At 69.1% G+C, this 26,482-nt stretch carries 18 protein-coding genes; 15 read left to right on the forward strand and 3 right to left on the reverse strand.

Annotation, left to right across the window (positions count from 1 at the left end; translation table 11 throughout):
- Positions 1-122 precede the first annotated feature (122 nt).
- The 11 genes from GQ464_RS17380 to GQ464_RS17430 all read left to right on the forward strand — a co-directional run bounded on the left by GQ464_RS17380 (position 123) and on the right by GQ464_RS17430 (position 19,066).
- Positions 123-1,976 carry a glucoamylase family protein gene (locus GQ464_RS17380; RefSeq protein WP_228350407.1) on the forward strand — a complete coding sequence of 618 codons (1,854 nt, stop codon included), beginning with the start codon at positions 123-125 and terminating at the stop codon, positions 1,974-1,976.
- 46 nt (positions 1,977-2,022) lie between these two features.
- The gene (locus GQ464_RS17385) at positions 2,023-3,471 is read left to right on the forward strand and encodes a glucoamylase family protein (protein WP_166976502.1); all 1,449 of its coding nucleotides are present in this window, start codon (positions 2,023-2,025) and stop codon (positions 3,469-3,471) included.
- Positions 3,472-3,515: 44 nt separating this feature from the next.
- Positions 3,516-4,412 (forward strand): formylglycine-generating enzyme family protein, encoded by an 897-nt coding sequence (locus GQ464_RS17390; protein ID WP_166976501.1) that lies wholly within the window; start codon positions 3,516-3,518, stop codon positions 4,410-4,412.
- Between the two features lie 27 nt (positions 4,413-4,439).
- Positions 4,440-6,683 (forward strand): glycoside hydrolase family 3 N-terminal domain-containing protein, encoded by a 2,244-nt coding sequence (locus GQ464_RS17395; protein WP_166976500.1) that lies wholly within the window; start codon positions 4,440-4,442, stop codon positions 6,681-6,683.
- 91 nt (positions 6,684-6,774) lie between these two features.
- Positions 6,775-8,193: a sulfatase family protein gene (locus tag GQ464_RS17400; RefSeq protein ID WP_480383401.1), complete on the forward strand. Its 1,419-nt coding sequence runs from the start codon at positions 6,775-6,777 to the stop codon at positions 8,191-8,193.
- A gap of 14 nt (positions 8,194-8,207) precedes the next feature.
- Positions 8,208-10,805, forward strand: a complete 2,598-nt coding sequence (locus tag GQ464_RS17405; protein WP_166976498.1) for a glycoside hydrolase family 2 TIM barrel-domain containing protein — start codon at positions 8,208-8,210, stop codon at positions 10,803-10,805.
- A gap of 46 nt (positions 10,806-10,851) precedes the next feature.
- The gene (locus tag GQ464_RS17410) at positions 10,852-12,135 is read left to right on the forward strand and encodes a sugar ABC transporter substrate-binding protein (protein ID WP_166976497.1); all 1,284 of its coding nucleotides are present in this window, start codon (positions 10,852-10,854) and stop codon (positions 12,133-12,135) included.
- Between the two features lie 47 nt (positions 12,136-12,182).
- Entirely contained in the window at positions 12,183-13,085 is a 903-nt protein-coding gene (locus GQ464_RS17415) for a carbohydrate ABC transporter permease (protein WP_166976561.1), read from the forward strand.
- An 8-nt stretch (positions 13,086-13,093) separates the two neighbouring features.
- Positions 13,094-13,906 (forward strand): carbohydrate ABC transporter permease, encoded by an 813-nt coding sequence (locus GQ464_RS17420; RefSeq protein WP_228350409.1) that lies wholly within the window; start codon positions 13,094-13,096, stop codon positions 13,904-13,906.
- A gap of 12 nt (positions 13,907-13,918) precedes the next feature.
- Positions 13,919-17,338 (forward strand): GH36-type glycosyl hydrolase domain-containing protein, encoded by a 3,420-nt coding sequence (locus GQ464_RS17425; RefSeq protein WP_166976495.1) that lies wholly within the window; start codon positions 13,919-13,921, stop codon positions 17,336-17,338.
- A 360-nt stretch (positions 17,339-17,698) separates the two neighbouring features.
- Positions 17,699-19,066 carry a GH1 family beta-glucosidase gene (locus GQ464_RS17430; protein ID WP_166976494.1) on the forward strand — a complete coding sequence of 456 codons (1,368 nt, stop codon included), beginning with the start codon at positions 17,699-17,701 and terminating at the stop codon, positions 19,064-19,066.
- A 33-nt stretch (positions 19,067-19,099) separates the two neighbouring features.
- Here GQ464_RS17430 and GQ464_RS17435 read toward each other — a convergent pair whose 3' ends face one another.
- From GQ464_RS17435 to GQ464_RS17445, 3 genes are all read right to left on the reverse strand, one after another.
- Positions 19,100-20,089, reverse strand: a complete 990-nt coding sequence (locus tag GQ464_RS17435; protein ID WP_166976493.1) for a radical SAM protein — start codon at positions 20,087-20,089, stop codon at positions 19,100-19,102.
- A gap of 93 nt (positions 20,090-20,182) precedes the next feature.
- Positions 20,183-22,465: a TonB-dependent receptor gene (locus GQ464_RS17440; protein WP_166976492.1), complete on the reverse strand. Its 2,283-nt coding sequence runs from the start codon at positions 22,463-22,465 to the stop codon at positions 20,183-20,185.
- Positions 22,466-22,525: 60 nt separating this feature from the next.
- A complete protein-coding gene (locus GQ464_RS17445) occupies positions 22,526-22,972 on the reverse strand; it encodes a hypothetical protein (RefSeq protein ID WP_166976491.1) in 447 nt (148 codons plus the stop codon).
- Between the two features lie 431 nt (positions 22,973-23,403).
- On the opposite strand from GQ464_RS17445, the gene queA reads away from it, so the two are divergent.
- The 4 genes from queA to GQ464_RS17465 all read left to right on the forward strand — a co-directional run bounded on the left by queA (position 23,404) and on the right by GQ464_RS17465 (position 26,439).
- Positions 23,404-24,450, forward strand: a complete 1,047-nt coding sequence (gene queA, locus GQ464_RS17450; protein ID WP_166976490.1) for a tRNA preQ1(34) S-adenosylmethionine ribosyltransferase-isomerase QueA — start codon at positions 23,404-23,406, stop codon at positions 24,448-24,450.
- Positions 24,451-24,476: 26 nt separating this feature from the next.
- Positions 24,477-25,235, forward strand: a complete 759-nt coding sequence (gene ispD / locus GQ464_RS17455) for a 2-C-methyl-D-erythritol 4-phosphate cytidylyltransferase (protein ID WP_166976489.1) — start codon at positions 24,477-24,479, stop codon at positions 25,233-25,235.
- A gap of 70 nt (positions 25,236-25,305) precedes the next feature.
- Positions 25,306-25,785 carry a 2-C-methyl-D-erythritol 2,4-cyclodiphosphate synthase gene (gene ispF / locus GQ464_RS17460; RefSeq protein ID WP_166976488.1) on the forward strand — a complete coding sequence of 160 codons (480 nt, stop codon included), beginning with the start codon at positions 25,306-25,308 and terminating at the stop codon, positions 25,783-25,785.
- Between the two features lie 12 nt (positions 25,786-25,797).
- The gene (locus tag GQ464_RS17465; protein ID WP_166976487.1) at positions 25,798-26,439 is read left to right on the forward strand and encodes a DedA family protein; all 642 of its coding nucleotides are present in this window, start codon (positions 25,798-25,800) and stop codon (positions 26,437-26,439) included.
- Positions 26,440-26,482: the final 43 nt, after the last annotated feature.

Here is a 26,482-nt window from a genome sequence, read left to right on the forward strand (position 1 = left end):
GCCGGCCGCCGGCAGCCCGGGCAGAAGCCCGCGGCTACGTGTCCACGGCCTGCGGCATCATGCGCTTTCGGAGGCGTGGCACGCCGGAAAGTCATCTTGTTCATCTTTCATCACGAAGGCTCATGCCGTCACGTCTCGGGTTACTGTTGCTGGTGAGCGGGCTCATCCCGGCCGGCGGGCTGCACGCACAGCCGTCTGCCCCGGAGAACCTGGTGACCCGCGCCGGCGACCGGAGCGTGATCCTGCACTGGGACACCGTCGCGGCGGCGGACCTGAAGGGCTACCGGGTCTACCGCGCCCCCGCGCCCGGCGGGCCGTTCGAGCAGCCCGTCCCCGCCGTGTTTCTCCATCCCCACTTCGTCGACTTCGACGTGGAGAACGGCACCACCTATTACTACCGGGTTCGCGCCGTCGACACGGCGGACCGTGAAAGCACCGACTCCAACACCGCCGCGGCACGCCCGGACGTGCTCGACGACGACGCTTTCCTCGACCTCGTCGCCCAGACGGCTTTCGACTATTTCTGGTACGAGGCTAACCCCGAGAACGGCCTCATCCGGGACCGAAACACCTCCACTTCGGCCTCCAGCATCGCCGCCGTCGGCTTCGGCCTCTCGGCGCTGACCGTGGGGATCGACCGGGGCTGGATCAGCCGCGAAGCCGGGCGCACGCGCGTGCGCACCACGCTCGAGTTTTTCTGGAACAGCCCGCACGGTCCCGGGCCCGACGCCACCGGGTACCGCGGTTTCTATTATCATTTCCTCGACATGGAGACGGGCCGCCGCGCCGGGACCACGGAGCTCTCGACGATCGACACGGCCCTGCTCATGGCCGGCATCCTGCACGTCCGTCAGTACTTCGACGGGGACGATCCCGACGAGGTCGCCATCCGGGCCCTGGCGGATTCGCTCTACGAGCGGGTGGAGTGGGACTGGATGCAGGTGCGCGGCCCGCGCATCGCCCACGGGTGGAAGCCCGAGACCGGCTTCCTGCCCTGGGACTGGGGCGGCTACAACGAGGCGATGATCCTGTACCTCCTCGCCCTCGGCTCGCCCACGCACGCCGTCGGCCCCGAAGCCTGGACGGCCTGGACGAGCACGTACACGTGGGCGACCCATTACGGCTATTCGTTCGTGGTCTTCCCGCCGCTCTTCGGGCACCAGTACAGCCACGTCTGGATCGACTTTCGGGGAATACGGGATGCCTATATGCGGGCGAAGGGGATCGACTACTTCGAAAACTCGCGCCGGGCGACGCTGGCCAACCGGGCGTACGCCATCGACAACCCGAACGGGTTCGCCGGGTACGGCGAGCATGCCTGGGGTCTGACCGCTTCGGACGGTCCGGACGGCTACCGGGCACGGGGAGCACCTCCGGCCCAGAACGACGACGGCACCCTCACGCCGACGGCTGCCGGCGGCTCGATGCCGTTCGCGCCGGAGGTGGTGCTTCCCACCCTCCGGCACCTGTACGACACCTACCGGACCCGGCTGTGGGGACGCTACGGCTTCCGCGACGCGCTCAACCCCACGCGGGGGTGGTTTGCCACCGACCATCTGGGCATCGACCAGGGGCCGATCGTGCTCATGATCGAGAACCACCGCACCGGGCGGGTCTGGGACGTGTTCATGCAGCACGAGGCCGTGCAGCGCGGCCTCGAACGGGCCGGCTTCACGCCGGTGTCCACCGGGCAGGCCCCGTCCCCGGAGGCGCCCGGCGGCACGCGGCTCCTGCCGGCCTACCCCAGCCCGGCGACGACGCGCGCCGTGATCCCGTTCACGCTGGCCGTCCCGGCCCATGTCAGGCTGCGGGTACATGACCTCCTCGGCCGAACGGTCGCCACGCTGGTCGACGGAGCGCGCCCGGCCGGCCGGCACGAGGCCGCCCTCGACGTCGCGGGCCTGCCTGCCGGGGTGTACGTCTACACGCTCACGGCCGGCACCGCCCGCGCAACGGGCAAGCTGGTCGTCTACTGACGGCCGGAGCCCGGATCGTATCGCCTACCGACAAACGAAACCGCCCATGAAAACACGCTTTGTTACGCTGGCTCTTCTGGCGTTCTCCTGCCTCAACGCAGCCTGTGACACGGAGCGCCGGGCGTCCTCGGAGACGGCCGGCCTGCGCGACGACCCCTTCGTCGAAGACCTCTCGGCCCGCACGTTCCGGTGGTTCTGGGAAACGACGAACCCGGCCAACGGGCTGGTGCCGGACCGCGCCCCCGAGCCGCCCTTTTCGAGCATTGCCGCCGTGGGCTTCGGGTTGACGGCCTACGGCGTCGGCGTCGAGCGGGGGTACGTCTCCCGGCAGGAAGCCGCCGAGCGGACGCTCACCACCCTGCGCTTTTTCTGGGAGGCGCCACAGGGACCTGAGCCGGCGGGCCGGGCCGGATATCGTGGTTTTTTCTACCACTTCCTCGACATGGAGACGGGCGAGCGCTTCCGCACCACGGAGCTCTCGACGATCGACACGGCCCTGCTCATGGCCGGCGTCCTCTTCGCCCAGGCCTACTTCGACCGCGACGACCCCACCGAGGCCGCCATCCGGGCCTATGCCGACTCGCTCTACCGGCGCGTCGAGTGGCCGTGGTTTCAGCGCGACAGGGCCCCGCTGATCACGATGGGCTGGCACCCCGAGAGGGGCTTCGGGAGGGCCGCCTATGAGGGCTACAACGAGGCGATGATCCTGTACATCCTCGCCCTCGGCTCGCCCACACACCCCATCGCGCCCGACGTGTGGGACGCCTGGACGAGCACCTACCTCTGGGGCGACTTCTATGGCTACGAGCACGTCCAGTTCAGCCCGCTCTTCGGGCACCAGTACAGCCACGTCTGGATCGACTATCGCGGCATCTTCGACGACTACATGCGCGAGAAGGGGATCGACTACTTCGAGAACTCGCGCCGGGCGACACTCTCACAGCGGGCCTACGCCATCGACAACCCGCGCGGGTTCCGCGATTATGGCGAAAACATCTGGGGGCTGACGGCCTGCGACGGGCCGGCCGGCGCCACGTTCGTCGTCAACGGGGACTCGGTGCGTTTCCATCGCTACTGGGCCCGCGGCGCCAGCCTGCGTCACATCAACGACGACGGCACCATCGCGCCGACGGCGGCCGGTGGCTCCGTCCCCTTTGCGCCGGATGTGACCCTGGCCGCCCTCAAGGCCATGCGCGACCGCTACGGCGACCGCGTCTACAACGAGTACGGCTTCGTCGACGCGTTCAACCCGACCTTCACCTTCGAGGCCGAGACGGAGTTCGGCGTCGTCGATCCCGAGTACGGGTGGTTCGACGGCCAGCAACTCGGCATCGACCAGGGGCCGATCCTGCTCATGCTCGAAAACTTCCGTTCGGAGCTCGTGTGGGAGACGATGAAGAAGAGCCCCTACATCGTCCGGGGGCTCTGCCGGGCCGGATTTCGCGGTGGCTGGCTCGAGGGGCGGTGCACCGGGGAGGCGGGTGCCGGGGCGTGAACGGGCCAGCGAACATAGAGCTGCTTGACCGACCGGGTAGCCGGATGAGCACGTATGCGGCATACGGTGCGGTGGTGCTGCTGGCGGTGAGCCTGGCGGGATGCCGGGCCGAGGCGCCGGGCACGCCGGCCTTCGAGGCCGTGCAGGCGGAGGTACCCGAAGGGATGGTGTACGTTCCCGGCGGCACGACCCGTATCGGCTCGGACGACGGCTTACCCGACGAGGCGCCCTCCTTCGACGCGGTGGTCGCTCCGTTCTTTCTCGACGTGCATCCGGTGACGGTCGCGCAGTTCCGGGCATTCGTGGAGGCCACCGGCCACGTGACCGACGCCGAGCGCTTCGGCAACTCGGCCGTGCTCGACCCGGCGACGAAGACGTGGACGCTGCACGAAGGGGCTACCTGGCATCATCCGCTCGGTCCGGTCGCGGCGCCCGCCCCGGACGACCACCCGGTGACGCACGTCTCCTGGTACGACGCCGTGGCGTATTGCGCCTGGGCCGGCCGGCGACTGCCCACGGAGGTGGAATGGGAACATGCCGCCCGCGGGGGGCGCAACGCGCCGGGGCCGTACGTCTGGGGCACGACCTTCGGGGCAGGCGGGCGCTACGAGGCCAACACCTGGCAGGGCACGTTCCCCTTCGTCAACACGGGAGAGGACGGCTTCCTGTTGACCTCCCCCGTGGGTGCCTTCGGCACGTCCGAGCTCGGCCTGATGGACATGGCGGGCAACGTGTGGGAATGGACGGCAGACTGGTTCCGCCCCTACGCCGAGCGCGACCGCCCGTTCACCCCGGACGCGACGTCCGAGAAGGTGCAGCGGGGCGGCTCGTTCCTCTGCCACGCGGACTACTGCCATGGTTACCGCGTCTCGGCCCGCAGCCATTCCACCCCGGAATCCTCCCACTTTCACGTGGGCTTCCGGTGCGCGAAAGACCTGTGAACCGAAGCCTCTTACCCTGTAATCACCATGCGAACGATGCACAAGACGCTCCTTTGCCTGATGGGCCTCTGGCTGGCCTGGGTGTCGGTCCTCCCGCCCGGGGGGCTGGCGCAGCCGGTGGCCGACCCGCGGGAGGCGGCCTTCGTCGATTCCGTCCTTTCGCTGATGACGCTCGAAGAGAAGCTGGGCCAGCTGGCACAGTACCGGGGCCGCTGGAGCGACACGGGACCCAAGGTGCCCGAGGGGGGCGAGGCCGAGATACGGGCCGGCCGGGTCGGGTCGTTCCTGGGTGTCTACGGCGCCGCGTACACGCGCGAGATGCAGCGGCTGGCCGTCGAGGAATCGCGCCTGGGCATCCCGCTGCTTTTCGCGCATGACGTGATCCACGGGTTCCGCACGATTTTTCCCGTGCCGCTGGCCGAGGCGGCCACGTGGGATGTGACGGCCGTCGAGGAGGCGGCCCGCATCGCCGCCGTCGAGGCGACGGCCCACGGGCTGCACTGGACGTTTGCGCCCATGGTCGATGTGGCCCGTGATCCCCGGTGGGGGCGGATCGTCGAGGGGAGCGGGGAGGACCCGTACCTGGGGGCACAGATGGCGGCAGCCCGCGTCCGCGGCTTCCAGGGCGCCGACCTGCGCGACCCCGCCACGATGCTCGCCTGCGCCAAGCACTTCGCCGCCTACGGCGCCGCCGAGGGGGGGCGGGACTACAACATCGCCGACCTCTCGGAGCGCACCCTCCGCGAGATCTACCTGCCACCTTTTCAGGCGGCCGTCGAGGCGGGCGTCGAGACGATCATGGCGGCCTTCAACGAAGTCAACGGTGTGCCGGCGCACGCCAGCACGTTCCTGCTCGACGACGTGCTGCGCCGCGAGTGGGGCTTCGGCGGCCTCGTCGTGAGCGACTACACGGGCGTGCTGGAGCTGATCCCGCACGGCGTCGCCGCCGACCGGGCCGAGGCCGGGCGGCTGGCCCTGACGGCCGGTGTCGACGTGGACATGGTCAGCGGCATCTATGTGGACGACCTGCCGGCCGAGGTGCGGGCCGGACGGCTGGACGAGGCCGTCGTGGACGAGGCGGTGCGGCGTGTGCTCCGGGCCAAATACCGCCTGGGCCTCTTCGAGGACCCGTACCGGTACAGCGACCCGGCGCGGGAGCAGGCGCTCACGCTCACCCCGGCCCACCGGCAGGCCGCGCGCGCGATGGCGCAGAAGTCGCTCGTGCTCCTGAAAAATGAGGGCGGCGTGTTGCCGCTGGACCGCACTGTGGGGACGCTGGCCGTCATCGGTCCCCTGGCCGATGCGCCCCGCGAGATGCTCGGCGGGTGGGCTGCCGCCGGACGAGCCGAGGACGCCGTCACGATCCTTCAGGGCATCCGGGAGGCCGTGGCGCCTGGTACTCGTATCCTCTACGCGAAAGGGGCCACCATTGAAGGCGACGACCGCAGCGGCTTCGACGAGGCCGTACGGGTGGCCCGCGAGGCGGATGCCGTCGTCCTCGTCCTCGGCGAGCACCACGACATGAGCGCCGAGGCGCACAACCGCACCTCGCTCGACCTCCCCGGCGTGCAGCGGGAACTGGCGCAGGCGGTCCACGCCACCGGCAAGCCCGTCGTGGCCGTGCTCATCGGCGGGCGGCCCCTCTCCGTGACCTGGCTCGATGCGCATGTGCCGGCCATCCTGATGGCCTGGTTCCCCGGCGTCGAGGCGGGCCATGCCGTGGCCGACGTCCTCTTCGGCGACGTCAGCCCGAGCGGGAAGCTGCCCGTGACCTTCCCCCGCACCGTCGGCCAGGTGCCGATCTATTACAACCACAAGAACACGGGCCGCCCGCCCGACCCGAACAACAAGTACACGTCGAAATACATCGACGTGCCGTGGACCCCGCTCTATCCTTTCGGGCATGGCCTGAGCTACACCACCTTCGCCTACGCCAATGTGCGGGTGGACCGGCCGGTCATCCGTGCGGGCGAGACGGTCACCGTCTCGGTGGACGTGACCAACACGGGTGATCGCACGGGCGACGAGGTCGTCCAGTTGTATCTTCGGGATGAGGTGGCCAGCGTGACCCGGCCCGTGAAGCAGCTGCGGGGCTTCGAGCGGATCACCCTGGCGCCGGGCCAGACGAAGACGGTCACCTTCACGCTCGGCCCGCAGGACATGACCTTCTACGACCAGGCCATGCAGCCCGTCATCGAGCCGGGCTTCTTCACCGTCTATGCCGGCGGTAGCTCGGAGAACGTCATCCAGACGCGGTTCGAGGTGCAATGACAATGAGGGAGCCGTTCAGGTATCTGGCGACCAGAAACATGGAGTGAACATGCAACGAATGCGACGATACAGCCTGCTGACGGTCCTGCTCATGCTCATCGGGTCAGGGACGGTCCTGGCCCGGCAACCCGCGTCGGCGCCGAGGAACGTCGTCTTCATCCTCAGCGACGACCACCGGTACGACTTCATGGGCTTCCATGAACATGCGCCCGACTTCCTGGAAACCCCGAACATGGACCGCATGGCCGCCGAGGGGGCGCACCTGAAGAACGCCTTCGTCACCACCTCGCTCTGCTCGCCAAGCCGTGCCTCGATCCTCACGGGTCAGTACGCGCACCGGCACGGTATCGTGGACAACTCCAGCCCGATCCCCCCGGGCACCCGCTTCTTCCCGGCGGACCTGCAGGCGGCCGGCTACCGGACGGCCTTTGTCGGCAAGTGGCACATGGGCGAGGTGGACGACAGCCCGCAGCCCGGCTTCGACCGCTGGGTGAGCTTCCGGGGACAGGGCGTCTACGTCAACCCCACGCTCAACATCGACGGCGAGCGGGTGCGCCGGGAGGGCTACATCACCGACCTGCTCACCGACTATGCGCTGGACTGGCTCGGCGAACGGGCGAGCGACGGCGCTCCGTTTTTCCTCTACCTCTCCCACAAGGCCGTCCATGCAGAGTTCGAGCCGGCCGACCGCCACGCCGGGCGGTATGCGGACGTGGCGATCCCGTACCCGCCCACCATGGCCAACACCGAGTCCAACTACCGGAACAAGCCGCGATGGGTCCGGGAGCAGCGCTACAGCTGGCACGGCGTCGACTATGCCTACCACGGGCAGATGGACTTCGACGACTTCTACCGCCGCTATGCCGAGTCCCTGCTGGCCGTAGACGAAAGCATCGGGCGGGTGATGGATTTCCTGGAAGCGCACGGCCTGGCGGAAAACACGCTGGTCGTCTACATGGGCGACAACGGCTTCCTGCTGGGCGAGCACGGCCTGATCGACAAGCGCAACGCCTACGAGGAATCCATCCGCGTGCCGATGCTGGCGTGGGCGCCCGGCTTCATCCGTCCCGGCACGGTCGTCGACGGGCTCGTGCGCAACATCGACGTGGCCCCGACGATCCTCGAACTGACGGGCGCCACGTCGTCGATCCCGATGGACGGGCAGTCGTTCCTGGACCTGCTCACGGGCGCATCCGCCCCCGGCGACGACCGCGAGTTTCTGTACGAATATTACTGGGAGCACGCGTTCCCCCATACGCCGACGACGTTCGCCCTGCGCGGCGACCGGTTCAAGTACATTTACTACCACGGCATCTGGGACCTGGCCGAGCTCTACGACCTGCAGGCCGACCCCGAGGAGCGCCACAACCTGATCGACGTGCCGGCGTTTCGCGAGGTGGCCGAACAGATGCGCGAGCGTCTGTTCGACCGGCTGGAGGCTGCCGGCGCCATGTACGTGCCCATGCGCCGGGGCTCCTGGCAGGCCGCCGAACGCAAGTTGCACGACTGACCCGGAGGCCTGCCATGCCCGGACGATCTGCATCGCTTCTTCCGTACGGCGTCCTCCTGGTGCTGCTCGTCCTGCCGGCCGGCTGGTGGGAGGCGCAGGCGCAAGAGAGGGGAGAGCGGGTGCGCTTTACGGTGAATGACGGCTGGCGCTATGCTCCCGCCGAGGCCGTCCCGCCCGGCGCCGCCGACCCGGCCCTCGATGATGCCGGCTGGGAGGTCGTCGATCTGCCCCACACGTGGAATGCCCGGGACGCCTTCGACAAGGAGCCCGGCTACCGGCGTGGCGTGGGGTGGTACCGGAAGCGGCTCGTGCTCGATCCTTCGCTGGCCGGGCGGCGCCTGTTCCTCTACTTCGAAGGGGCCAACCAGGTCGCCGACGTGTACGTCAATGGCCTTCACGTGGGCAGCCATGTGGGCGGCTACACCGCCTTCGCTTTCGACATCACCGCCGCCGTGACCTTCGACCGGCCCAGCCTGGTGGCCGTGCGGGTGGACAACCGGCACGACGACGACATCCCTCCGCTCGACGCCGATTTCACGTTTTATGGAGGGATCTACCGCGACGTCTGGCTGCTGGCAACCGACCCGGTGCACTTCGATGTGCTCGACTACGCCGGGCCGGGCGTCTACGTAGACACGCCGCTCGTGACCGGGGAGGCGGCGACGGTCCGCGTGCGGGGCACGGTGGTCAATGCGGGGGCGGCGCCGGCGGCGGTCGAGGTGGTCAGCCGGGTGCGAGAGGCCGGCGGGCGCGAGGTAGCGGTGCTCCGCAGCACGGTGCAGGTGCCGCCCGGCGGGCGGGCGCCGTTCGAGCAGGTGAGCGACACGCTCTCCGCCCCGCGCCTGTGGTCGCCCGCCGATCCGTACCTGTACCACGTGGAAGCGTCGCTCTACACCGGAACGCACCGTCGGGACGTGGTGGTACAGCCGCTGGGGTTCCGGTGGCTCCGGGTCGATCCGCAGCTGGGCGTCTTCCTCAACGGACAACCCATTCGCCTTTTCGGCACGAACCGGCACCAGGACCTGCCCGGACTCGGCAATGCCCTGCCGGATGCCGCCCACCGCCGCGACGTGGAGATCGTCAAAGAGAACGGCTTCAACTTCCTTCGCCTGGCGCATTACCCGCAGGATCCTGCCGTGCTCGAAGCCGCTGACCGGCTGGGCCTCGTCGTCTGGGAGGAGATCCCCGTGGTCAACATGATCACCCGTTCCGAGGCGTTCTATGCGCATGCCGAGCGGATGCTCGTTGAGATGATCCGGCAGCACTACAACCACCCTTCGGTGCTGTTCTGGGGGTACATGAACGAGATCCTGCTGCGCGAAACCACACCCGTCGACACCGCGTACCGGGCCGACGTCGTGGCCCTGGCCCGCCGGCTCGAGGCCCGTGCGAAGGCCGAGGACCCCACGCGCCACACGGTCACGGCCATCTCCCACGGCGAGGTGAACAACGGCAGCGGCTTCCAGGACATCCCGGACGTCCTCGGGCTCAACCTGTACTTCGGCTGGTACTACGGCACCTTCGCCGACCTGGGCGCGTTCCTGGACACGTTGCATGCCCGTCATCCCGCCCGCCCGCTGATGGTGAGCGAGTACGGGGCCGGGAGCGACGAGCGCGTCCACACCACGGGGCCTGTGCCGTTCGACTTCTCCTCCGAGCACCAGCAGGCGTTCCACCGCGAGAGCTTCGCCCAGCTCCAGGCTCGGCCCTATCTGGCCGGCACGGCCGTGTGGAACCAGTTCGACTTCGGCTCGGCCCTTCGCCAGGACACGAAGAACGCCCTCAACCAGAAGGGCCTGTATTTCTTCGACCGGACCCCGAAAGACATCGCCTTTTACTACCGGGCCCGGCTCCGGGACGAGCCGGTGCTCTACATCGCCCGCGAGTGGTCGCGGCGGGCCGGGAGCCGCCCGGAGGATCGACGGCAGCCGGTGTGGGTCTATGCGAACACCGACTCGGTAGAGCTGCTTGTCGACGGCATCTCGCAGGGGTGGCAGCCGGTGGTGAATGCCACGGCCCGGTGGCTGGTGAACTGGTCGGACGGCATGCACCGGCTGGAAGCCCGGGGATGGAAGGGGGGAGGGCCCGTGGTCGACGTGGCCCACGTCGCGTTCGAGGACCGGACAGGGTTCTTCGAGGGACGCGGACCCGCCGTGCTGGCGGTCAATGCCGGGGCGCACGAGGCCTACACGGACGGCTCCGGGGTGGTCTGGGAGCCGGATCGCCCCTATGCGCCAGGGGGCTGGGGCCATGTGGGGGGGACGGCCCGGCGCACCCACCACCGCATCACCAGCACGGCCGACGACCCGCTCTTTCAGACCTACCGGGAGGGCGTCCAGGCCTACCGCTTCGACGTACCCGACGGCCGCTACCGCGTGACCCTCGGGTTCATGGAGGCACAGCACGAGACGCCCGCACAGCGGGTTTTCGGCGTCCGGGCCGGGTCCCGGCCGCTGCTGGCCGGGCTCGACCTGGCCGCCGGCACCGGTCGCTGGCGGGCGACCACCCGCACCGCCGACGTCGTCGTCACGGGCGGCACGGGGCTGGTCCTCACCTTCGAGGCCGGCGCCGGGGCGCCCGTGGTCAGCAGCATCCTCCTGGAGCGACGATGACCGTCTGTGATCTACCCGTTCACACCACGCACCAGACCGATCGTCCATGCGTCGTTCCATCGTGATACCGGTCCTGCTGGCCATGCTCGCGGGCGGGTGTGCGGCCTCCCGCGAGGAGGTCGTCGAGATCGACTTCTGGGCGATGGGGGCCGAGGGGGACGTGGTGGCCCGGCTGTTGCCCGACTTCGAGCGGGAGCATCCCGGTATCCGGGTGCGGGTGCAGCCCATCCCCTGGGCCTCGGCGCACGAGAAGCTGCTGACGGCCTTCGCCGGCGACGCCACGCCCGACCTCTGCCAGCTCGGCAACACCTGGATCCCCGAGTTCGCCGCCCTCGGCGCCCTCGAAGACCTCACCCCCTGGATCGACGGCACGGACGGGGTCGATTCGACCGCGTATTTCCCCGGCATCTGGGAGACGAACGTGATCGACGGGGCCGTCTACGGCATCCCCTGGTACGTCGATACCCGCCTGCTTTTCTACCGCACCGACCTGCTCGCACAGGCCGGCTTCGACCATCCGCCGAGGACGTGGGACGAGTGGACGACCATGCTTGCGGCCCTCAAGCGGCAGGCCGGATCCGATCGCTACGCCATCCTGCTGCCGGTCAACGAGTTCGAACCGCCCATCATCCTGGCCCTCCAGCAGCCCGATCCGATGCTGCGGGACGGGGGACGCTACGGCAACTTTGAGAGCCCCGGCTTCCGCCGGGCCTTCACCTTCTACACCGACATGTTTCGCCACGGATGGGCGCCGAAGGTGGCCAACACACAGGTGCCCAACGTCTGGCAGGAGTTCGCCCGGGGCTATTTCACCTTCTACATCACCGGCCCGTGGAACATCGGCGGGTTCCGCGAGCGCCTGCCCGCCGCGGTGCAGGACGACTGGATGACCGCGCCGATGCCGGGCCCCGGCACGTGGCCGGGTACCTCCGTGGCCGGGGGGAGCAGCCTGGTGATGTTCCGCGACGCGGCCCACAAGCCGGAAGCCTGGGCGCTGATCGCGTATCTCAGTCGCCCCGAGACGCAGGTGCGCTTCCACGAACTGCTCGGCAACCTGCCCGCCCGCCGCGAAGCCTGGGACGACAGCGTCCTCGTCGCCAACCCGTATGCCCGTGCGTTCCGGGAGCAGCTCGCGCACGTGAAGCCCACCCCGAAGGTGCCCGAGTGGGAGCGCATCGCCACGCTCATCCGCACCTATGCCGAAGCCGTCGTCTTCGGCCGGATGACGGTGGACCGGGCGCTGGCCGCCCTCAACCGGGACGTGGATGCCCTGCTGGAGAAACGCCGGTGGATGCTCGCCCGGCGCGAGCGGGAGGGAGGTGCGGAATGAACGCGGATCGCAGGGGGCTTCACCGGTGGAAGCGGGCCGCCCGCGCCATGCGGCAGGCGACGGGGGACGGCACGGTCCGGGCCGCGTTGCTCTTCCTGGCACCCGCCCTCGCGGTGATCGGCGTCTTCTTTTTCCTGCCGGTGGCCGCCGCCTTTGTCCTCAGTTTCACCGACTTCGACATCTATGCCCTGGCCGATGCCGGCAACGCCCGGTTCGTGGGCCTGCGCAACTACGTGGCGCTCGTCCGGCATCCCCTCTTCTGGAAAGCCCTGGGCAACACCCTGTACTTCGTCTTCGCGGGTGGCCCGCTGACGGTGGCCGTGTCGCTGGGGGCAGCCCTGCTCGTGAGCAGCCGTCTCGTACGGTTCAAGGCCCTCTTCCGCACCGTGTTCTTCGCCCCCGTGGTGACGACGCTCGTGGCCGTGGCGCTGGTGTGGCGCTACCTCTACGACACCCGCTACGGCCTGTTCAACGGCCTGCTGGGCTTTTTCGGTCTCGACCCCATCGACTGGCTCGGCGATCCCGACTGGGCCATGCCCGCCATCATCCTGCTCGCCGTCTGGAAGAACTTCGGGTACAACATGATCATCTTCATGGCCGGCCTGGCCGCCATTCCCGAGACCCTCTACGAGGCCGCCCGCATCGACGGGGCCGGGCCCTGGCGGCAGTTCCGGCACGTCACCCTGCCGATGCTGGCGCCCACGTTCCTGTTCGTCGGCGTCGTCACCATGATCGGCTATTTCCAGCTCTTCGCCGAGCCGTACGTGATGACGCAGGGGGGGCCGCTGCAGAGCACCGTCAGCGTCGTCTACCTGATGTACGAGGAAGGGTTCAAGTGGTGGAACATGGGCTATGCCGCTGCGGTGGCGTTCGTCCTGTTCGTGATCATCCTGGCCGGGACGGTGCTCCAGCTCCGGCTGCAGAAAGCGGGGATGGAGGGGACGGGATGAGACGGGAGATGCTCCTCAAGGTCGCGATGTACGCGGTGCTGCTGGTGGCGGCCGCGCTGACGGCGTTCCCGCTCCTGTGGATGGTGTCCGTTTCGCTGATGCCATCGGGAGCGGCCCATGCGGTGCCGCCGCCGCTCTGGCCCGAGGCACCGACGCTCGTTCACTACGGCGAGCTGTTCACCCGGCTGAACATGGGACGCTACCTGTTCAACAGCACCCTCATCGCCGTTGCCGTCACGCTGCTGTCGTTGCTGCTGAACTCCATGGCGGGGTATGCCTTCGCCAAGTTGCGCTTCCCCGGGCGGGACCGGCTATTCCGCACGTTGCTGGCGGCGATGGTGGTGCCCGTGCAGGTGGCCATGCTGCCCCTCTTTCTGCTGATGAAATACCTGGGGCTGGTCAACACCTATGCGGGCGTCATCATCCCGGGCATGGCCTCCATCTTCGGCATCTTCCTCATCCGCCAGTATGCCCTTTCGGTGCCGGGTAGCCTGATCGAGGCGGCCCGCATCGACGGCGCGGGCGAGTTCCGGATCTACTGGTCCGTGGTGTTGCCCCTCCTTCGGCCCGTCCTGGTGACGCTGGCCCTCTTCACGTTCATGGGTGCCTGGAACGACTTCATGTGGCCCCTGATCGTCCTGACCGACCACGACATGTACACGCTGCCCGTCGCCCTGGCGACGTTCTCGCGCGAGCACGTGCAGGATACCGAGCGCATGATGGCCGGCGCCGTCCTGACCGTCCTGCCCGTCCTCGTCGTGTTCCTCGCCCTGCAGCGCTATTACCTCCAGGGCATCATGGTGGGCGGCATGAAAGGTTAAACCGGATTGACGATGCATGACGCTACGTATGTTACCGAAAACGACCTGGTGCTGGTGCGCGGCGCCCTCCGAACCGAGCTGACCCCGCTGGGCGCGGGAGGGGTGTACCTGGGCGACCTTGCGCTGACGCGCTACCGGCCCGACCCCACGTCCGATACCGACGGCTACTTCATCTACGTCCGCGACCTGGAGGCGGGGACCCTCTGGTCGGCGGGCTACCTGCCCGTGCGCCGGCGACCCGATCAGTACGCGGTGCGCTTCGGGCCGCAAGCGGCCCTCTTCGAGCGGCGGGACGGTGACCTTACGACGCGGATGGTGGTGGTGCCGGTAGCTTCGGACGAGGCCGGTGTGGATCTCCGGCACGTGACGGTGGTCAATCACGGCACCCGACGCCGCCGTCTGGACCTGACGAGTTATGCCGAGGTCGTGCTCAACACCCCCGGGGCGGATGCGTCGCATCCCGCCTTTTCCAAGCTGTTCGTGCAGACCGCCTGGGACGCCGGCCGGCAGGCGCTCGTGGCCCGCCGCCGTCTCCGCAGCCCCGACGACCTGCCGGGGTGGCTGGTCCACACGCTGGTGACGGACCCGCCGGCCACGGTGACCTTCGAGACCGACCGCATGGCCTTTCTCGGCCGGGGGCGCGACGTGACCGGCCCGCGGGCGCTCGACCCGGGCGCAGCGCTCGGCGGCACCACCGGCAGCGTCCTCGACGCCATCGCCAGCCTGCGCGTGCCGCTCGACCTGCCGCCGGGGGGGCAGGCCACCGTGACGTTCCTCCTCGGAGGGGGCGCGACGGAGGCGGCCGTGTGGGAGATGGTGGACCGTTTGCGCAGCCGGGAGGCGATCCGCCGGGCGCTGTCCGGCGTGACGGCGGAGGTGCGGCCCGTGGTCGTGACACTCCCCCCGGCCCGCACGCCCCGCTACCGGCCCGTGGACCCGCCGGCCGCCTCCCCCGGCGGATCGCCGGCCCGCGCGGCAGAGGAGCCCCTCCGGTTCGACAACGGCTACGGCGGCTTCAGCGCGGACGGGAAGGCCTATGTCATCCGCCTCGCGCCCGACGGTACCCGGGCGCTACGCCGCCCCCCGCTGCCGTGGACGAACGTCGTCGCCAACGAACGGCACGGCTTCCTGGTGACGGAAAGCGGGGCCGGCTATGTGTGGAGCGTCAACAGCCGCGAGAACCGCCTGACGCCCTGGTTCAATGACCCCGTTTCGGATCCGTATGGCGAGGCGCTCTACCTGCGGGACGAGGACGACGGGGTGTTCTGGTCGCCCCTGCCCGGTCCGGTGCCCGGCGCGGGCGGCTACGAGGTGCGGCACGGCTTCGGGTATACGACGTTCCGCCACGAGAGCCGTGGCCTGGCCTGCGAGACGACCCTGTTCGTACCTCGCCATGACCCCGTCCGGGTGACGCGCCTGCACCTGACGAACCGGGGCACGGTGCCGCGGCGTCTCTCGGTGGTGGCCTACCACCGGCTGGTGATGGGCGTTCACCCGCACGAGACGGCGCCGCACGTGGTCACGTCGGAGCAGAACGGGGTGCTGCTGGCGCGTAACCCGGTAAACCGCCCGTACGAAGGGCAGGTCACGTTCGCCACGCTGGCCGTGGACCCTCCGGCCGGGGAGACCTCCTTCACCACAGACCGGACGGCGTTCCTGGGACCGGCCGGCCACCTCACCGCGCCGTCCGCCCTCGTCCACGACGACCGCCTCGACGGCCGGACCGGCTCGGGGCTGGACCCCTGCCTGGCGTTTCAGTCGTCGTTCACGATCCCGCCGGGCGAGACGGTGACCTGCCTGGTGCTGCTGGGGCAGGGCGGGGATGAGGAGGAGGCCCTGCGCCTGGCGACCGTCTACCGCGATGCCGGCCAGGCGGACGCCGCCCTCGAAGGCGTCCGGGCGTTCTGGGAGGACCTCACCGGTCGGGTGCACATTGCGACGCCCGCGCCGGAGATCGACCTCATGGCCAACGGGTGGCTCCTCTACCAGAACCTGAGCTGCCGGATGTGGGGGCGCTCGGCCTACTACCAGGCCGGGGGCGCCTTCGGCTACCGGGACCAGCTCCAGGATGCCGCCGCGCTCGTCTACACGCGCCCCGACCTGACGCGGGCGCAGATCCTGCTCCATGCCGCCCACCAGTTCGTCGAGGGCGACGTCATGCACTGGTGGCACCCGCCGGACGACCGGGGCCTGCGTACCCGCTTCTCGGATGATCTGCTCTGGTTGCCCTACGTCACCGCCTTCTACGTCCATGCGACCGGCGACCGCGGCGTGCTCGACGAAACGGCGCCCTTCCTTACCGCCCGTCTCCTCGACGAAGGCGAGGACGAAGCATTTCTCCAGCCCCGGCCTTCGGGCGAGGCGGGGGACGTCTATACCCATTGTGTGCGGGCCATCGACCGCTCACTCACGCGGGGGGCACACGGCCTGCCCCTCATGGGCACGGGCGACTGGAACGACGGCATGAACCGCGTCGGGCGGGGGGGACGCGGCGAGAGCGTCTGGCTCGGCTTCTTTCTGCACCACGTGCTCGACCTCTTCATGCCGTTCGTCGAGGCGCGGGGCGACACCGCGCGGCGGCAGCGCTACGAAGCGTACCGGGCCGCCCTGCGTTCGGCGCTGAACGAGGCCGGCTGGGACGGCGCCTGGTACCGCCGCGCCTACTACGACGACGGCACCCCGCTCGGCTCCGCCGCCGGCGACGAATGCCGCATCGACGCCATCGCCCAGGCCTGGGCCGTCCTCTCCGGCGTCGCCCCGCCCGAACGCGCCCGGCAGGCCCTCGACGCCCTCGAAGCTCACCTGGTCGACGAGCGGGCCGGTCTCATCCGCCTCCTCACCCCGCCCTTCGACCGGACGCCGCACGATCCGGGGTACATCAAAGGGTACGTGCCGGGGGTGCGCGAGAACGGGGGGCAGTACACCCACGGCGCCCTCTGGGCCGTGCGGGCGCTGGCCGAAGCCGGACGGGGCGACCGGGCCGCCACGCTCCTCCGCATGCTCAGCCCGGTGGCCCACGCCGCCACGCCCGAGGCCGCCGGCCGCTACCGGGTGGAGCCCTACGTCATCGCCGCCGACGTCTACGGGGAGCCGCCCCACGTCGGGCGCGGGGGGTGGACCTGGTACACCGGCTCGGCCGGGTGGATGTACCGCGTGGTGCTGGAATCGCTGCTGGGCCTCCGGCTGGAGGACGGGCGGTACCTCGTGCTCCGCCCCGTCCTGCCCGGGAACTGGCCCGGTGTGCGCTTCACCTACCGGCCCGACGACCGGGGGACGGTCTACCATGTCGACGTGCGAACGGCGTCCAACCACGAACGCCCCCGGGCCACGTTCGACGGCCGGCCGCTCGCGATCGAGGCGGGCGGCGTGCGCGTGCCGCTCCTCCGGGACGGGCAGGCGCACCGGGTGATTCTTCATCGGGGCGGGTCCTGAGGCGTCGCGGCGAGAAGCCGGGACGTCGTTGCGGTTTCCGGTGCTCTCATCCTCCCGGCCGTGGCACCCGGATCACAGATCGAGGACGGCGTTTTTGCACGAAGACGTCAGGGCAGGAATAAGGCAATCCCGAAGTTTTAGCGGAGGTCATGGTTATGGAGGGCATGGCTGCCCTTAGCGAACGGCCCACGTGTAGCCGCGGATCTGGACGCGTTGCGCGTCCCGTCCAGCCCGGGCTCTCCTGTGGGCCATGGGGCGCACCCGTGAAGGGTGCGGCTACATCGCGCTGCACAACGACGCCTTCAATAGCATGGACCAACGCTATTTATTTGTAACCTCAAATTTGAAACCCACAATCCGATGACCTTTCCGAAGGAATTTCTCTGGGGTGTGGCGACGTCCGCCTATCAGGTCGAGGGGTCGCCGCTGGCCGACGGGGCCGGTCCGAGCATCTGGCACCGCTTCGTCCGCACCCCGGGTCGCATCGTCGACGGCGGCACGGGCGACGTGGCCTGCGACCATTACCATCGTTATGAGGACGACGTGCGGCTCATGCAGGCCCTTGGGGTGAAAGCCTACCGCTTCAGCGTCGCCTGGAGCCGTATCCTGCCCGAAGGCACCGGACGCGTCAACCCCGCCGGTCTGGCCTTCTACGACCGCCTCGTCGACACCCTGCTGGCGCACGGGATCACCCCGTTCGTGACCCTCTACCACTGGGACCTGCCCGCCGCGCTCGACGACCGGGGCGGGTGGCTCAATCCCGACGTGGCCGGGTGGTTCGCCGACTACGCCGCGACCCTTTTCCGCGCCCTCGACGACCGCGTGCCGTACTGGGCGACGCTCAACGAGCCCTGGGTGGTGATGGACGGCGGCTACCTCAACGGCGGGCTGGCGCCCGGCCACCGCAACCTGTTCGAGGCGCCGCGCGTGGCGCACAACCTGTTACGGGCCCATGCCCGGGCCGTCGAGGTCTACCGCGCCTTCGGGCGCCACGCCGTCGGGCTGGTGCTCAACCTGGAGCCGAAGTACCCCGCGACCGACAGCGAAGAGGACCGCGCCGCCACGGCCCGCGCCGACGCCTACATGAACCGGATCTTCGTCGAGCCGGTCCTGACCGGCCGCTATCCGGACCTGCTCCCGGAGATCTTCGGGGAGGCCTGGCCGGAGATCCCTGAGGCCGACGTGGAACGCATCGCAGCGCCCATCGACTTCCTCGGGGTCAACTATTATACCCGTGGCGTGACGGCTTTCGACCCGGACGCACCGCCCCTGCAGGCAAAGACCGTCCCGCAACCCACCTCGACCTACACCGAGATGGGCTGGGAGGTGTACCCGGACGGGCTCTACGACACGCTGGCCTGGCTCCACGGCTCCTTCGACGTGCCGCCCCTGTTCATCACCGAGAACGGGGCCGCCTTCTACGATCCACCCCGGTGTGCCGGCGGGCGCATCGAGGATCCGTTGCGCGTCGACTATTTCCGGACGCACCTGCGTGCCCTGTGCCGTGCCCTCACCGACGGCATCGACATCCGGGGCTACTTCGCCTGGTCGCTGCTGGACAACTTCGAGTGGAGCTACGGCTACACGAAGCGGTTCGGCATCGTGCACGTCGACTACCGGACGCAGGCGCGCACGCCGAAGGCCAGTGCCCGCTTTCTGGCCCGGGTCTTCGCGACGAACGGGGCCTGCCTGGCCCGTGAGGCAGCCGAGGCCGGTCGGGACGGCTGAGCGGCGTCGCTCACGGTCGCGGCCCGGGACGGCCTACAGGCCGTGTGACGCGGCCCTGCGCATCCAGATGCGGTTGAGGAGCCGGGGATGGGGGCGGCGTGTGTCCAGGCGGCGAAGGCCCAGGTCGCGGGCCATCGTTTGGGCCTGGCGGAACTCGTCGGAGGTCAGCCGGCGGTTGATCTCGGCGTACTGCGTGGCGCTCACCTTGCCCGAGGGGTAGTACTGGTCCATGAGGTTGACGTACGTGTTCGGGCCGAGCTCGGCGGCGATCCATTCGAGGATGGCACGGGTTTCGTCGAGGTGGCCGGGCATGACGAGGTGGCGGACGATGAGGCCGCGCCGGGCCAGCCCGTCGGCGTCGAGGACGAGGTCGCCCACCTGCCGGTGCATCTCCAGGATGGCGGCCCGGGCGGCCTCCGGGTAGTTCTCGGCCTTCAGGTAGGTGCGGCTTCGCTCGGCACTCCAGTACTTGAAGTCCGGCATGTAGATGTCCACGATGCCGTTCAGGAAGGCGAGGCTTTCCAGGGCGTCGTAGGCGCTGGTGTTGTAGACGATCGGCAGGCGCAGGCCTTCCTCCACGGCGACGGCCACGGCTTCGAGCACCTGGGGCACGACGTGCTCGGGGGTGACGAAGTTGATGTTGTGGCAGCCGAGGCCCTGGAGTTCGAGCATCATGCCGGCGATGGCCTCCGGCGGCGACCCGGCGGGCGAGTCCGGGCGGCCCGGCTTGATGTTCCAGGAGATCTCCCAGTTCTGGCAGAAGACGCAGCGCAGGTTGCAGTGCGAGAAAAAGATGGTGCCGGAACCGTTCCAGCCGCGCAGGCAATCTTCTTCACCGAAGTGGGGAAAGTAGCTGCCCACGACGGCATAACGTCCGGTCTTGCAGGCGGACCAGCGGTCTTCGAGCCGGTTGACGCCGCAGTCACGTGGGCAGGCGCGGCAGTCCGCCAGGGTGGCGACGGCCCGGCGGGCACGCGCGCGCAGCGCGTCGCGGGGCAGGGCCAGGTAAGCGGGCCAGGTCATGGCAAGGGGAGCGTTGCACGCTCGGTATGTCGCGGATGACAGATCCTTCCACCTTCCCACATCTCCACACCTCTAATATTACCCGGTCCGTGCTCAGTGGGTCCACTGGAGTCGCAGGGTGTAGTTCCGGGGGGCGGCCAGGTAGGCGGGGCGTTCGAGGTAGTAGTATTCGAGGGCGTTTTTGACGAGGAAAGCGAGGTGGAGGCCGCCGTGCCGGACGGCCAGGCGGAGGTCGAGCACGCGGGTGTCGACGAGCAGGTCGGCGTCCGGGACGAAGCGGGCAAAGTCGGATTCGACGCGCTCGGGGCGGCTGGCGAAGCGGTAGTCGAAGCCGGCTTCGAGCGGGCCGATGAGGCGGGCATCGAGCGAGGCCAGGAGGAGGTGACGGGGGCGGAAGGGGAGGGGGGCACCGGCGGTGCGGTCGTTGGCGTCGAGGAAGGTGTAGCCGAGCCGGGTTCGCACGCGCTCGTCGGCCAGGTCGAGGTCGAGGGCGGCTTCGAGCCCGCGGATGCGGGCCCTGGTCAGGTTGACGAACTGGAAGGCCCGTCGTTCGGGCACGAACTTCGGCTCGATCAGGTTGGCCAGGTCGTTCCAGAAGAGGGCCAGGTCGAGGCGGATGCCGCCGGTGCGGGAGAGCGGCAGGAGGGTGCGCAGCCCTGCTTCCACGCTGGTGCTTTCCTCGGGGCGGAGCTCGGGGTTGCGCGCGATGGGGACGAAGTCCCGGTTGTCGGTGAAGCGCTCGGCCAGGCTGGGCACGCGGAAGCCCTGCCCGAAGGCGGCCCGCAACGTCAGGCTCGGGCCGGGGGTGTAGGCCAGGTTGAGCTTGGGGCTGAGGCGGGTCACGGTTTCTGCGGCATCGATGCGGTAGGCGTCGAAGCGCAGGCCGGCGACGGCCTGAAGGTGGTTGCCGGGGGTCGCTTCCCACTGGGCGAAGAGGGCGGCTTCGGGCTGGCCGCCGAGTTCGTCGCCGTCGGTGGTTACGTAGAAGGAGGAGCGGGTGAGGTTGGCGTCGAAGGAGGCGCCGGTGGTCAGGTGGTGGCCCGGCCGCACCTGCCAGTTGACCTGGGTTTCGCCGCCGTAGCGGAAGCCGAGCGTGCCGTCGGCGACGGACCGGGGCTTGCCCGTCACGTCGTCGATCGGGCGGATGACGACGGCGAAAAGGCGGGCCTTCAGGGTATAGAACACCTGCTCGCTGACGACGTGGGTGAAGGCGGGCAGCAGGCTGAACTGGTTGTTGAAGGCGTCGTTCGTGCCCGTGGGCGAGGTGCCGGGCGTGAAGGACAGGTTGCCGGGGTTGAGGGCATCGCGGCCGCCGTTCCAGAAGAGGAAATTGTCGCGTTCCCGGGCCAGCAGGCCGGCGAGCACGTCGAGGCGGAGGCCGGGGCGGGGCCGGTAGCCTACCTTGGCGTAGCCCTGGACGAGCCACAGCCGGCTGAAGTTGAGGTAGCCCGTGTCGGCACGGTAGGCCAGGTTGAACCAGAAGCCGAGGCGGTCGTTCAGGCGCCGGGCGTGGGTGAGCGTTGCCCCGCCGAAGGGGCGCGCGCGCCCGGCATCGTCCCATTTTTCCCGCCAGAGGGCGTACCGCACCGGTTCGTAGACGCCGCCGAAGAGCCGGACCGAGGACGAGGGGGTCTCGGGAAAGGGTTTCGTGATGACGTGCACGACCCCGCCCAGGGCGCCGCTGCCGTAGAGGGCCGAGCCGGGGCCTTTGAGTACCTCGATCTGCTCGACCTGGGCCATCGGGAGGGCATCGAGCGGGAGGCCGTCGCTGTCGGGCGTCAGCAGCGTGGCCCCGTCGAGCAGGAGCAGGACACGGCTGCCCGTGTTGTAGGCGAAGCCCGAGGCACCGCGCACGTTGACCTGGTTCTCCTGAACCTGCACGCCCGGCACATAACGGAGGGCCTCGTCGAGTGCCACCACGTTTCGTGTCTCCAGCTCGCGGGGCGTCATCACGGACAGGCTCACCGGTGCCGTGTTCGAGAGCTGCGCCCGCCGCGAGGCCGTCACCACCACCTCTCCGGACTGGAGCACGACCTCCTCCAGGACGAAGTTGACCGTCAGCGTGTCGCCGGGCGCCAGGCGGACGGTGCGCTCGGCTCGCCGGAAGCCCACCGCCGAGACGGCAAGGAGGTGCTCGCCGGCCGGCAGCCCCTCCAGGCGGTAGCGCCCGGCCGCGTCGGTGGCCGTCCCGCGCGGGGTGCCTGCCACCACCACGTGGACACCGGGAAGCGGCTGTGCGTCCGCGTCCTGAACGGTCCCGCGGATCGTTCCCGTCTGCGCCGCCGCCGGCGCGGCCAGGCACAGGCACAGCCACAGGGCCGGCACGGAGCGCCTGGAGGGCGGATCGAAAAAGGTTCGGATGAAGACCTGAAACATCGCGTGTGCAGCCTGGAGCCCACGTTCACACCGGCGTACGTCCCGGTAGCCTCCGGGCGTTCAGGGCGGGAAGGGGGGCGGGTTGGCAAAATCGACGGTGAGGGACAGTTCCGTGACTTCGCCGGGACGGACCTGAAAGAGGCCGCCATTCTCCCGGTAGAGCCCGACGGGGCGCCAGGCCAGCGGGTCGGTCCCGAAGCGCTGGGCCACCCCGCTGAAAGGGAACGTGCCCGCCTCCACGTTGTCGATGAAGAACGTGTCGGCGGGTACGCCGTAGGCCAGCGTCTCGCTGAAGACCATCCGGTTGAGCTGGAGCAGGTCGGTCGTATCCCGGGGGATGAAGCGCAGGGCGACGAAACGGAGGTCGCGCACCTCGCTGCGGGGCGGCCAGGTGCCGGTGTAGGTGACGACGCCCCGGATGGCCCCGGCGGGCGGTGTCTCCGGCGGGGCCAGGCCGTGGTCGCAACCCGACAGCACCGCGGCAAGCAGGTACAGGGGCACGCGCATGGAAGATCAGGCGGGGAAAGTGGAACCGGCGAAACCTAATCACCGGCACCCGAGGCCGTCAAGTTCTCGTTGAATTCAACGTGTAGCGCGGGAACCCGGGCGAGAAAGGCCCGGCCTCTGTTTGGAGCGGGCAGAAAACGAGGTTATATTATCAACTCGTTCGAAACCCGCCCGGTCAGGGCGTTTCAGGTGCCTGCGCGGCCGGTCAGGAAGCCGTAAAGGCGCGGACCGGCGACGTTTCTCGTCATGCTCACAGGAAAGTGCAGGGGCTCGTCTCGGTGCGGCGTCGTGGAGTGCGGGGCCGGCGGCTGGTACCGGCCGCCTCGCTCCCGGGCATTCTTCAAGGGCCATGTGGAGCCGGCAGACGTGGGATACGTCCGCATCCGCGACCGGCTCCTCGTTGATCGTCATCTCCGTAGTGCAAAGCGTCTATGAAGCTTTCGGACTTCGTCTACGAATATCCCAGAGAACTTATTGCCAAGTATCCGGCCGAGCCGCGCGACAGCGCTCGTCTGATGGTGCTCGACCGGAAGAAACAGACCATCGAACACCGTGTCTTCCGGGACATCGTCGACTATTTCAACGACGGCGATGTGCTGGTGGTCAACAACACCAAGGTGTTTCCGGCACGGCTCTACGGCAGCAAGGAGAAAACCGGCGCGCGCATCGAGGTATTCTTGCTCCGTGAGCTGAACCCCGAGAGCCGGCTCTGGGATGTGATCGTCGATCCGGCACGAAAGATCCGCATCGGCAACAAGCTGTACTTTGAGAACGGGCTCGTCGCCGAGGTGATCGACAACACCACCTCGCGCGGGCGGACGATCCGCTTCGTCTTTGCCGGTTCGAACGAAGAACTCTACCGGAAGATCGACGAAATCGGTCAGACGCCCATCCCGCCCTACATCAAGCGCGAGGTGGAAGAAGAGGACCGTGACCGGTATCAGACGATCTTTGCGAGGGAGCGCGGTGCCGTGGCCGCACCGACGGCCGGCCTCCACTTCACCGAGTCGCTGGTCAAGAAGCTCCGGGCCAAGGGGGTGCAGATCGCTCCGGTGACGCTGCACGTCGGGCTGGGTACGTTCCGCTCGGTCGAGGTGGAAGACCTGACGAAACACCGGATGGACTCGGAATACTATGACATTTCGCCGCAGACGGCCGAGATCGTCAACCGGGCACTCGAATCTCCCGACCACCATGTGACCGCCGTGGGCACGACCGTCGTCCGGGCCATCGAGTCGAGCCTGTCGGCGGCCTATACCCTGAAAGCCAACCGGGGCTGGACGGACAAGTTCATCTATCCGCCCTATGACTTTCACATCACCGAGCGGCTGATCACCAACTTTCACATGCCGCGCAGCACCCTGCTGATGCTCGTGGCGGCTTTTGCCGGTTACGACTTCATCATGGAGGCCTACCGGGTGGCGGTTCGCGAGAAGTACCGGCTCTTCTCTTTTGGCGACGCGATGCTGATCCTTTGAGGCGGGCCGTCTGCGTCCGGGGCCCTATGTCGAACCGCGAAGACAGCACGCGGCTTTTCTCCACGGCGCACGCCGGTCCGGTGGCCGTGCTCGTGCCGGCGGCCGGAACGGGCCGGCGGATGGGAGGTCCCCGCAAACAGTTCCGGCAGCTCGGCGGCCGGCCCCTGCTCGTGCAGACCCTGCTCGTTTTTGAGCGGCATCCGGAGGTGGACCGGATCGTCGTGGCCGTCCCGCCCGGGGCCGTCGTTTCCCTGGAGGCGACGCTGCGCGGGGCCGGGGTGCACAAGCTGCAAGCCGTGGTGCCGGGCGGAGGGACGCGGCAGGCGTCGGTGGGCGCGGCCTTGCAGGCCCTGCCGGACGACGTCGCCATCGTGCTCGTGCACGACGCCGTTCGCCCGTTCGTGCGCCGCGAGGACGTCAGCCGGGTGCTCGATCACGTGCGCCGGCACGGGGCCGCCGCCCTTGCCCTTCCGGTCTCCGACACGCTCCGGTACGGGCTTGAGGGTTTCTTCGGCGAGACCGTGCCCCGGGAAGGGCTTTTCCGTATGCAGACCCCCCAGGGATTCCGCCGCGACTGGTTCGAGGAGGCCCATGCAGCGGCCCGGCGGGACGGGGTGCAGGCCACCGACGACGTCGAACTCGTGCAGCGGCTGGGCCATGCGGTCGCCATCGTGCCAGGGAGCGAACAGAACGTCAAGCTCACCACGGCCGGGGACTGGGAGTGGGCCCGGCGCTTCTGGCCTCAGTGGGCCGCCGAGATCCCGGAAGAGGCGGCGGGCCGGTAGGCGAGCGGTCCGGCCACGTGCTTCCGGTCGAGAAACGCGGAACCTCGAACGCAAAAAACGCAGGCAAGCGATGCGGATCGGGATCGGATACGATGTGCACCGGCTGGTGGCCGGACGGCCGTTGATCCTCGGCGGGGTGGAGATCCCGCATGAGAAAGGGCTGGAAGGCCATTCGGACGCCGATGTGCTGCTGCACGCCGTCGCCGATGCCCTGCTCGGGGCCGCCGCCCTGGGAGATATCGGGCTCCATTTTCCCGACACCGACGAACGCTGGCGTGGGGCCGACAGCCGGCTGCTGCTGGCCGAGGTGGGCCGCCGCGTGCGCGAGGCCGGCTACCGGATCCTGAACCTCGATGCGACCGTGGCGTTGGAGCGGCCAAAGCTGCGCCCCTTCATCGACGCCATGCGGGCCAACATCGCGGGGGCGCTGGAACTGGAGCCCGGGCAGGTCTCCGTCAAGGCGACCACCTCCGAAGGGCTCGGGTTCGTCGGAGCCCGGGAGGGCGCTGCCGCCTGGGCCGTCTGCCTGCTGGCCTCCGCCGGCGGCTAGCGCCATACCGCTATGGGCGAACTTTTTACCGACATCTTCGAGTGGATGGCGGCCCTGCCGCCGCTGTGGGCCTATGTGGCCCTGCTCGTCATTGCCTACGGCGAGAACGTGGTCCCGCCGATTCCCGGGGATATGGTCGTCGTCTTCGGCGGCTACCTGGTGGGCGTCGGCCGGCTCGACTTCACCGTGGTGGTGGTACTTGCGACCCTCGGCGGCGCCCTCGGTTTTATGACGATGTACGCGATCGGCTATCGCATCGGCGAGGCCGTGCTCGATCCCCGGCGGCTGCGCTGGCTCCCGAAGGACCGGATCCGGCAGGCACGCCGCTGGGTTCGGCGATGGGGCTACTGGGTGGTGGCGGCCAACCGGTTTCTCAGCGGGCTCCGCTCGGTGATCTCGCTGACGGCCGGCATGGCGCACATGCATCCCTGGAAGACGGCGGCTTTCGCCACGCTGAGCGCCGCGGTGTGGACGACGCTCATCGCCTATCTCGGCTATATGGTGGGGGAGAACTGGGAGGTCGTGCGGGGGTACCTCCGCACCTATGGCTGGGTTGTAGGGGCCGCCATCGGGCTGTTCGTGCTCGTGCAGCTGTGGCGCTACTACCGGCGTCATCGCAGGCGGCCGGTCGCCGGAACGGAAGAGCAGGCCTGAGCCGGCATCCTTCATGGATCCTTTATTCCAGCAGGGCGAGCGC

The organism is Rhodocaloribacter litoris (assembly GCF_011682235.2).
GTDB classification, from domain to species: domain Bacteria; phylum Bacteroidota; class Rhodothermia; order Rhodothermales; family ISCAR-4553; genus Rhodocaloribacter; species Rhodocaloribacter litoris.